The following is a 9,144-nucleotide window of genomic DNA, read 5'->3' as shown; positions in this document are numbered from 1 at the left end:
CTTCGTCTTCGCCACCGGCTATGGCGACACCGGCGCGCCGCTCGGATTCGACGCCCCGATCATCCGTAAGCCCTACGACGTGACCCAGGTGGCCGCCGCGGTCTCGGCCCTGCTCAACGTGGCCGCCTAGACCTCTTCGCCGTTCAAGAATTTGATCATGGTCGCCGTCGCCGTGCGGTCCTGGATCATGAACAGGTGGCCGCCCTCGAAGAACCGCAACGTCGAGCCCTTGATCCGGCTGGCCAGGTTCTCCTGGGTCGCCGGCAGGGCGATGCCGTCATAGCGGCCCGCGGCGATCAGGGTCGGCGCCTCGATCTGGTCCAGCCGGTCCCAGGTGTCATGGTGGGCGCGGGCCTCGAGCTGACGCCGGGCGCCCATCTCGTGGCCCGGTTCCGCGCCATAGGGGTCGGCCGAACTCATGGCGATGATCTGCCTGTAGGTGTCAGGGTTGGCTTCAGCCCAGGCGGCGTCGCGGCGGGTGTCGGAGACCGGCGTCAGGTGTCTGGCGCGGGCCTCGCCCTTCAGGTGATCGATCTCGTGGAAGGGGAAGGAGGCCCCGCCCGCCCCGCCAGGCGAGGTGCAGGCCAGGACCAGACGGTCCACCCGGCGCGGATGCCGCAGGACCAGCTCCTGGGCCACCATGCCGCCGAAGGAGACGCCGACGATGTGGGCGCGCTCGACGCCCAGTTCCCCCATCAGGGCCGAAGCGTCGTCGGCATAGTCGGCCATGCTGTAGGCGACGTCGGGCTTCTCCGAACGCCCCAGGCCGCGCTGATCGTAGGAGACCATGTCGAAGGCCTTGGGAAACGGCCCGTCGAACTGGTTGGGCTTGTTGCGCAGGTCTCCGCCGGTGCCGGAGATGAACAACAGGGGCGGCCCGGACCCGGCCTGCTCGTAATAGAGATTCAGGCCGTTCACGTGGGCGGTGGGCATACGAACTCTCCCTGCCGCGACAGCGGCGTTAGCTTGGCCTAGGTTCGGACGGGCAGGGCAGCCAGGCAAGCGGGGAAGCGTCATGAAAAGCGTCGTGGTCACGGGAGTCTCCACCGGCATCGGCTGGGGGATCACAAAGGTGCTGACCGGCCAGGGTGTCCGGGTGTTCGGCAGCGTGCGGAAGGCCGCCGACGCCGACCGCCTGCGCCAGGAATTCGGCGACCGCTTCGTCCCCCTGATTTTCGACGTCACCGACGAGGCCGCCGTGCGCGCCGCCGCCGAACAGGTGCGCGTCGCCCTGGCCGGCGAGACCCTGATGGGCCTGGTGAACAACGCCGGGGTGGCCGTCGCGGGCCCCTTGCTGCACCTGCCCATCGCCGACTTTCGCCAGCAGATCGAGGTCAATCTGACCGGCGTGGTGATCGCGACCCAGGCCTTCGCCCCGCTGCTGAACGCCGGTGGCAAGGGGGCCTCGGGCCGGATCGTCAATATCAGCTCGGTGGGGGGCAAGAACGGATCGCCCTTCCTGGCGCCCTACAACGCCTCGAAGTTCGCGGTGGAGGGGCTGTCGGAGTCCCTGCGACGCGAGCTGATGCTGTTCGGCGTCGACGTGATCGTGGTGGCGCCCGGCGCGGTGGCCACGCCGATCTGGGGCAAGGCGCGCCCCGAGGACATCGAGCCCTATCGCGACACCCCCTTCTATCCGGCCCTGCAGAAGGTCCACGCCTTCATGACCTCCAGCGGCGCCGCCGGCCTGCCCCCGGAAGCTATCGGGGAGGCGGTGGCCAAGGCCCTGACCACCGCCAAACCCAAGGTCCGCTACACCGTCGCCCCCAATCCCCTGACCACCTTCATGATGGCCAACCTCCCCAGGCGCGTCGTGGACAACATGGTCGGCAAGCGGCTGGGGCTCTCTTCCTAGACCTTCGGCATCAGGATCTGCTGGGCGGCGGCGCGGGCGATCAGCTCGCCGTCCTCGCGGCGGAAGTCGGCCTCGACGGTGATCAGCTGGCGAGTGGCGGCCGTGACCCGACCCTCGATGGTCAGGGGGCGGGCGGCGCCGATCTTCACGAACTGCATCTGCAGATTGATGGTGCGGTAGTAGTTTTCGTCGGGCACGACGGTCATGGCGGCGAAGGCCAGGATCTGGTCGGCCAGGGCGGCCAGATAGCCGCCGAACAGCGAGCCGTCGCCGTTGAGGATCCGGCGCCGGCTCCCAGGTCTTGCGCACCCATCCCGGACCCCAGTCCTCCAGGGTCCCCATCCTCAAGGTCGTCACCACAGGCGGGACCTCCGTCGCCCCCGCCTTCAACGCGTCCAGCCGTTCCGTCGCCCAGGTCATTCTTGAATAGCCTCGAAGTTGTTGAGGCGCAGACAATGTGAGTTAAACTCAGGTTCGGCTACTCGCCTTCCACGGAGACCCCGGGCGCATGGCGCAATCCCAACGCCGACAACCGAGACAGGCCCGGGCGGTGGCGACCCAGGCGGCCATCTTCGAGGCCACCGCTCAGATTCTGGAGGGTCAGGGGGAGGCCGCCCTCACCACCAACGCCATCGCGGAGCGGGCGGCGATCAGCATTGGCACGCTTTACCAATACCATGCCGACAAGGCCTCGATCCTGGTGGCCATGGCCCTGGCCGAGAACGCCAAGGTGCGGACGCAGCTGATGGCGGCGGCGGGGCCGGACGGGGTCTCGCCCGCGCGGCTGGCGATCCGCGCCCAGATCGCCATCATGGCCGACCGCCCCGCCACGCGACGGGCGTGCCTGAAGGCGATCCTGGCCACCGAGCACATCGCGGCCGAGGAGAAGACCACCAACCGCCTGATCGAGCGCCACCCAGGCGACCGCCTGGACCGCTTCGTCATCAGCCGCGCGGTGATCGGGGTGATCCGCGCCGCGGTGCTGGAGGGCTCCCCGGTGCTGGCTGACCCGGGGCTGGAGGACGCCCTGGTCAAGCTGACGGAGCGCTACTCCGTATAGCCTGGCGCCTTGTGGATCGGGTCGATCCAGGCGACCCCTTCCGGCTTCTCCACCGGTTCGATGTCCAGGTTCACCACCACCGCGTCGCTGTCGCTGCGCACCAGCAGGCATTCCAGGGTCTCATCGGCCGAGGCGTTGATCTCCTGGTGCGGCACATAGGGCGGGACATAGATGAAGTCGCCGGGACCGGCCTCGGCGGTGAATTCCAGTTTCTCCCCCCAGCGCATCCGGGCCCGGCCCTTCAGGACATAGATGACGCTTTCCAGAGGGCCGTGGTGATGGGCGCCGGTCTTGCCGTCGGCGTGGATGTGGACAGTCCCCGCCCAAAGCTTTTGGGCTCCAACCCGGGCGAAGTTGATGGCCGCGGCCCGGTCCATGCCGGGTGTCTGAGGCGTGTTGGTGTCGAGCTGGTCGCCAGGGACGACACGGACCCCGGTGTGTTTCCAGGCGTCTTGCGGAATATCGGACATCGGCTCGGCCTCCGGCGCAGACCTAGACTATGCCCTTGGCCCGCAGCTCCGCCACCCTCCCGGCGGTAAGGCCCGCGAAGCCGGTCAGCACCTCGTCGGTGTGCTGGCCAAGGGCGGGCCCTGGCCAGCGGACCTTGCCCGGGGTCTCCGACATCTTCGGGAAGGCGTTCTGCATCTTGATCTTGCCGAACACCGGGTGGTCGGTCTCCACGATGGTGTCGCGCGCCTGGAACTGTTCGTTCTCCAGCATGTCCGGCGCGCGGAATATCCGGCCCGAGGGGATGCCGTCGGCCTCCAGCAGGGCCAGCAGGTCGGGCAGGGCGAAGTCCTTGGTCCAGTCGGCGATGATGTCGTCCAGCTCGCCCTGGTTCACCCCGCGCGAGGCGTGGTCGACGAACTTCGGGTCCTTGGCCAGGTCGGGCCGGCCCATCGTCTGCGCCAGGCGCGCGAAGACCGTGTCGCCGTTGCCGCCGATCAGGATCATCTCGCCCTGCGCGCAGGGATAGACATTGGACGGCGCGATGCCGGGCAGGATCGAGCCCGAGCGTTCCCGCACATAGCCGGTGAGATCGTACTCGGTGACCAGGTTCTCCATCACCGCCAGCACGCTCTCATAGAGGGCGACGTCCAGCATCTGGCCGCGGCCGGTATTGGCCCGGTGGTGCAGGGCCATGGTGATCCCCATCACCGCATGCATGGCCGTGAGGCTGTCGCCGATGGAGATGCCGGCCCGCGCCGGGGGGCGGTCGGGCTCGCCGGTGACGTGGCGCAGGCCGCCCATGGCCTCGCCGATCAGGCCGTAGCCGGCGCGGCTGGCGTAGGGACCGGTCTGGCCGAAGCCCGACACCCTGGCCATGATCAGGCGTGGATTGATGGCGGACAGGGCCTCATAGCCCATGCCCCACTTCTCCATGGTGCCGGGCCGGAAGTTCTCGATCAGGACGTCGGCCTTGGCGATCAGGTCGCCGGCGATCGCGCGGCCCTCGGGCGTGCGCAGGTCCAGGCCCACCGACTGCTTGTTGCGCCCGATCACCGGCCACCAGGGCGACAGGCCCTGGGGCAGGCTGCGGCCCCACTGGCGCATGGGGTCGCCCACCTTGGGGTCCTCGATCTTAATCACCCCGGCCCCGAAGTCCCCCAGGATCTGACCGGCGAACGGGCCGGCGATCAGGGTCCCCATCTCGATGACCACGAGGTCCTTGAGCGGACCCTCGGAGGCGGTGTCAGTCATTTGGCGGCTCTCCGGAACATGTTCACGCTTCCGTGAGTTGGGATAGGACAAGCAGGTCGTTGGACCCGCCCAGACCTCTATCTGTCAATCAGGAGCTTCCCCATGAGCCGTCATCTGCTGATCGCGGGCGCGTGCATCGCCGCCCTTTCCCTCGCCGCCTGCGGCCAGAAGGCCGACCCGGCCGGTGAGACCGCCATGCCCGCCGAACAGGCCATGGCCCCGGCCACCGCCCCGGCCATGCCGGCCACGCCGACGACGGCGGTCGACTTCGTGCCGATGGCCGCCGCCAGCGACATGTTTGAGATCGAGGCCGCCAAGGTCGCCCAGACCAAGTCGACCAACGCCGAGGTCAAGAAGTTCGCCGCCGAGATGATCGCGGCCCACACCAAGTCCAGCGCCGACCTCAAGAAGGCCATCGCCGACTCCGGCCAGACCATGACGCCCCCGACCGCCCTGCCCGCCGACAAGCAGGCCATGCTGGACAGCCTGAAGGCCGCCGACGCCGCCGGCTTCGACAAGATGTACGTCGATGGCCAGGTGGTGGCCCACCAGGACGCGCTGAACCTGATGCAGGGCTATGCCGACGGCGGCGACGTCCCGGCCATAAAGGCCTTCGCCACCGCCACCGCCCCGGTGGTCAAGGGCCACCACGACATGGCCAAGATGATGGCCGACAAGATGATGTAGGCGGCGCGGAGCCCCGCTCTTCACGCCGCGAGCGTGGGGGCGGGGTTCCCTTCCACCCGGCGCGGGCGTAAGGCGGCTCCCATGACCGATTACGTCCTTGCTCCGCCGGCCCAGGCCTGCGTTCCCGTCGAGGGCTCGAGCGCCCTCTTCCCCGTCCGCCGCATCTATTGCGTGGGACGCAACTACGCCGCTCACCGCCGCGAGATGGGGGGCGATGACCGTGATCCCCCCTTCTTCTTCGCCAAGCCCGCCGACGCCATCGTCGCGCCCGGGCCTGCGGTTCCCTATCCGCCCCGCACCGCCAACCTGCACCACGAGATCGAGCTGGTGGTGGCCCTGAAGGGCGGCGGGGCGAACGTCCCTGTCGAGAGCGCCCTGGACCTGGTCTACGGCTATGCGGTCGGCGTCGACCTGACCCGCCGGGACCTGCAGAACGCCGCCAAGGACAAGGGCCAGCCCTGGGAGGCCGGCAAGGCCTTCGACGCCTCGGCCCCGATCTCCGCCATCAAACCCTGGACCGGCCCCGCGCCCCAGGGGCGTATCGCCATCTCCGTGAACGGGACGGTCCGCCAAGAAGGCGTCGTGGCCGACATGATCTGGAACGTCGCCGAGATCATCAGTGAGGCCTCCAAGCTCTGGACCCTGGCGCCCGGCGACCTGATCTTCACCGGCACCCCGGAAGGCGTGGCGGCCATCGTGGCCGGCGACAGGATCCAGGGCGAGGTCGAAGGCGTCGGCGCCCTCAGCTTCACGGTGGGCTAAGATGAGCCTGACCCTCTATTCCCAGTGGCGCGCCACCGCCCCCTACCGCGTGCGCATCGGCCTGGCGCTCAAGGGCCTCGACTACGCCTATGAGCCCGTCGACCTGGTGGCCGGCGCCCAGCACAAGCCGGCCTATCGGGCGGTCAATATCCAGCGGCTGGTGCCGACCCTGGACCTGGGCGACGGGACCGACGTCCTGACCCAGAGCCTGGCGATCCTGGAATATCTCGACGAGACGCACCCTGAGCCGGCCCTGCTGCCCAAGGATCCGATGGACCGCGCCCGGGTGCGCGCCATGGCGGGCGTCATCGCCTGCGACATCCATCCGCTGAACAACATGCGGGTGCAGCGGGCGCTGGAAGCCATGGACGTCGCCGCCCCGCGCCGGGCCAAGTGGACCGAGCGCTGGATCGTCGACGGCTTCAACACTCTCGAACCGATGATCGCCAAGTATGGCGACGGCTTCTGCTTTGGCGACACGCCCACCATCGCCGACTGCTGCCTGATCCCGCAGATCTACTCGGCGGCCCGCTACAAGGTGGAGCTGGACGCCTGGCCCTCGATCCAGGCGGTGGGCTTGCGCTCGAAGGAGCACCCGGCCTTCATCGCCGCCCTGCCCGAAAACCAGCCGGACGCGCTCCCGGCCTAACCCAAATCCGCTCATCCCGGCGAAGGCCGGGACCCAGATTCAACCCCGGCCTTCGATCAAAAACCCCGTTCGTGTGGTTCGTGTGGTTCGTGAACAATCTTGATCGGCATCGCGGCGTCGCGATCGGAAGAATTTGAACCACGAACCACACGAACCACACGAACGGTGGATCAGCTCTGAACGCACTTGGTGCATCTGGGTCCCGGCCTTCGCCCGGATGAGCGGTTGAGGGGCGGTGATCAGCTCCCCCTGACGCGGACCCGGGCGGTCACCTTGCGGCCCTCGCCGTCGATGACCATCAGGCGGTAGAAGCCCGGCCCCTTGGGGCGCCAGACCACGCGGCCCGACACCGGGTCGCGGTCGAGGGGCTCGCCATCGATGTACCACGCCAGGCCCTCGCCCCCGGCGGCCAGGACCAGGCCCCGGGACTGGGGGCCGAAGCTCTCCACCTGCACGGCCGAACCGTCCGGCGGGAAGATCAGGCGCGGGCCGGGGGTGACGGTGTCCAGCTTCCGCAGGGCCTCCGGCGCCGCGCGGGGCGCGATGGGGCGCGGGGCGGCGGCCGGGGCGTCCAGCAGGTCGGCGACGTCGAAGAGCAGGGGCAGGGCCGCGTCGCGTCCGGTCAGGCCGCCCCGCGCGCCCCCGTCGGCCCGGCCGGTCCAGACCAGGATCACGTACTTGCCGACGATGCCTGCGGCCACCGCGTCGCGGAAGCCGTAGGACGTGCCGGTCTTGAAGGCCATCAGCGGCCGGCCCTTGGTGAGCGCCGCGGGGCTGGAGCCGGCGGGCGGCGGGGTCTCGCGCAGGATGTCCAGCACCTGGGTGGCGGCGGCCTGGCGCATCAGCCGGTCACCCCCCTGGCGCGGGCGCTTCCGGGCCTCGGCTTCCGTCCAGGCCAGCGGCTTGGCCACACCGCCGTCGCCGAGCGCCGCATAGAGCACCGCCAGGTCCCGCAGGCTGATCCCGACACCGCCGAGCGCGATGGCCAGGCCCGGCGTGCGGAGCTGCCGCCGAGGCCGGACCAGGGTCACGTCGACGGCCGCCAGCCGCGCCTCGAAGGAGGACGGCCCAACCTTTTCCAGCAATTCGACGGCGGGCACGTTGAGGGAGTGGGACAGGGCCTCCCGCGCCGTGACCTTGCCGTGGAAGACCCGGTCGAAGTTCTCCGGTTGGTAGTCGGCGAAGCGGCGCGGGGCGTCGTTGATCTCGGTGTCAGGCGCCGCGACGCCGTCGTCGAAGGCGAAGCCGTAGATGAAGGGCTTCAGGGTCGATCCCGGCGAGCGGATGGCGCGGGTCATGTCGATCCAGCCGCTGGGACGCTCCAGGCCACCGGAGCCGACGGCGGCGCGGACGGCGCGGCTCTTGATCTCCACCACCAGGATTGCGGCGGTGTCCTCCGGCCCCTGGGCGCGGGAGACGGCGGCGGCCAGGGGCTCCAGCCGCGACTGCAGGCCGGCGTCGATCGTCGAGACCACCGAGGCCTGGGAGGCGGGCGCGGCGCGGGCCAGTTCTCCCGCCGCATGCCAGGCCATGGCGGGGAAGGGGGCGCGGCCGGGTAGGGGCTCGCTGTCGGCCTCGCTGGCCTCGGCCTCGGTCATGCGTCGGGTGCGCACCATCTTGTCCAGCACCGCGCGGCGGGCGGTGCGCGCGGCATCAGGGCGGCGGTCGGGTCGCCGGGCCTCCGGCGACTGGGGCAGGGCGATCAGCAGGGCCTGCTCGCTGTTGGTCAGGGTCTCCGGCTCATGGCCGAAATAGGAGAGGCTGGCGGCCCGCACCCCCTCCAGGTTGCCGCCGTAGGGAGCCAGCGTCAGGTAGAGGGCCAGGATCTCGCGCTTGGAATAGCGGGCCTCGATCTGCACCGCCCTGATCATCTCGATCAGCTTGGCGCCGAGGGTGCGGGGACGGGGCTCCAGCAGGCGGGCGGTCTGCATGGTCAGGGTGGAGGCGCCGGAGGTCACCCGGCCGCGCACCGCCGCCGAGCCCGCCGCCCGGAGCACGGCGATGGGGTCGACCCCGGGATGCAGCCAGAACCGGGCGTCCTCGATGGCCACCAGGCGTCGTTGAAAGACCTTGTCCGTCCGCGACAGATCGGCCCGGATCCGCCATCGCCCGTCCTCCACCGGCAGGGCGCGCAGCCAGGCGCCGCGCTGGTCCAGGGCCACCGGCGAGGACCGCTGGGCGCGGCTCAGGTCCGGCGGCAGCAGGGCGTCCAGGGCGAACGCCGCTGTCTCGACCGCGAGCAGGACGATGAGGGCGAGTGTGATGCGTCTAACTGTTCCCTTCTCCCCTTGCGGGAGAAGGTGGCCCTGCGGAGCAGGGTCGGATGAGGGGTCGCTCAGACCTCTCCGTCCAACCCTCGCCAACAGCGCGTCGAGGGCGGCGCGACCCCTCACCCGACCGTCCTTCGGACGGCCACCCTCTCCCACAAGG

Annotated in this window: 10 protein-coding genes; 5 read left to right on the top strand and 5 right to left on the bottom strand. The window is 69.9% G+C overall.

From position 1 onward, the window contains the following. Window positions 1-126: 126 nt before the first annotated feature. Window positions 127-933 (bottom strand): alpha/beta hydrolase, encoded by an 807-nt coding sequence (locus RMO97_RS18455; protein ID WP_310542474.1) that lies wholly within the window; start codon window positions 931-933, stop codon window positions 127-129. Window positions 934-1,015: 82 nt separating this feature from the next. On the opposite strand from RMO97_RS18455, the gene RMO97_RS18450 reads away from it, so the two are divergent. After that, entirely contained in the window at window positions 1,016-1,855 is an 840-nt protein-coding gene (locus RMO97_RS18450; protein ID WP_310542473.1) for an SDR family NAD(P)-dependent oxidoreductase, read from the top strand. Here RMO97_RS18450 and RMO97_RS18445 read toward each other — a convergent pair. After that, entirely contained in the window at window positions 1,852-2,061 is a 210-nt protein-coding gene (locus RMO97_RS18445; RefSeq protein ID WP_310542472.1) for a PaaI family thioesterase, read from the bottom strand. The genes RMO97_RS18450 and RMO97_RS18445 overlap by 4 nt on opposite strands. A 302-nt stretch (window positions 2,062-2,363) precedes the next feature. Here RMO97_RS18445 and RMO97_RS18440 point away from each other — a divergent pair, with 302 nt between their 5' ends. Further along, on the top strand, window positions 2,364-2,915 hold the full coding sequence (locus tag RMO97_RS18440; RefSeq protein WP_310542471.1) for a helix-turn-helix domain-containing protein: 552 nt from the start codon (window positions 2,364-2,366) through the stop codon (window positions 2,913-2,915). Here the strand turns inward: RMO97_RS18440 and RMO97_RS18435 are convergent. Both RMO97_RS18435 and RMO97_RS18430 read right to left on the bottom strand, forming a co-directional pair. Further along, complete coding sequence (locus tag RMO97_RS18435) at window positions 2,903-3,385, bottom strand: cupin domain-containing protein (RefSeq protein WP_310542470.1); 483 nt, start codon at window positions 3,383-3,385, stop codon at window positions 2,903-2,905. The two genes, RMO97_RS18440 and RMO97_RS18435, sit on opposite strands and share 13 nt — an antisense overlap. Window positions 3,386-3,407: 22 nt before the next feature. Continuing rightward, window positions 3,408-4,616, bottom strand: coding sequence for a CaiB/BaiF CoA-transferase family protein (locus tag RMO97_RS18430; RefSeq protein ID WP_310542469.1), 1,209 nt, complete (start codon window positions 4,614-4,616; stop codon window positions 3,408-3,410). A gap of 102 nt (window positions 4,617-4,718) precedes the next feature. Between RMO97_RS18430 and RMO97_RS18425 the strand changes: the two genes are divergently transcribed. From RMO97_RS18425 to maiA, 3 genes are all read left to right on the top strand, one after another. After that, window positions 4,719-5,303 (top strand): DUF4142 domain-containing protein, encoded by a 585-nt coding sequence (locus RMO97_RS18425; RefSeq protein WP_310542468.1) that lies wholly within the window; start codon window positions 4,719-4,721, stop codon window positions 5,301-5,303. A gap of 81 nt (window positions 5,304-5,384) precedes the next feature. Further along, entirely contained in the window at window positions 5,385-6,065 is a 681-nt protein-coding gene (locus tag RMO97_RS18420) for a fumarylacetoacetate hydrolase family protein (RefSeq protein ID WP_310542467.1), read from the top strand. A gap of 1 nt (window position 6,066) precedes the next feature. Beyond that, window positions 6,067-6,714 (top strand): maleylacetoacetate isomerase, encoded by a 648-nt coding sequence (maiA, locus tag RMO97_RS18415; RefSeq protein ID WP_310542466.1) that lies wholly within the window; start codon window positions 6,067-6,069, stop codon window positions 6,712-6,714. Window positions 6,715-6,953: 239 nt separating this feature from the next. Here maiA and pbpC read toward each other — a convergent pair whose 3' ends face one another. Beyond that, on the bottom strand, window positions 6,954-8,978 hold the full coding sequence (gene pbpC, locus RMO97_RS18410; RefSeq protein ID WP_310542475.1) for a penicillin-binding protein 1C: 2,025 nt from the start codon (window positions 8,976-8,978) through the stop codon (window positions 6,954-6,956). Between the last annotated feature and the right edge of the window lie 166 nt (window positions 8,979-9,144).

This window comes from Phenylobacterium sp. (genome assembly GCF_031425575.1).
In the GTDB taxonomy this organism is placed as follows: Bacteria; Pseudomonadota; Alphaproteobacteria; order Caulobacterales; family Caulobacteraceae; genus Phenylobacterium.
The sequence above is the reverse complement of the archived record's forward strand: the minus strand, read 5'-3'. Positions and strand labels throughout refer to the sequence as shown.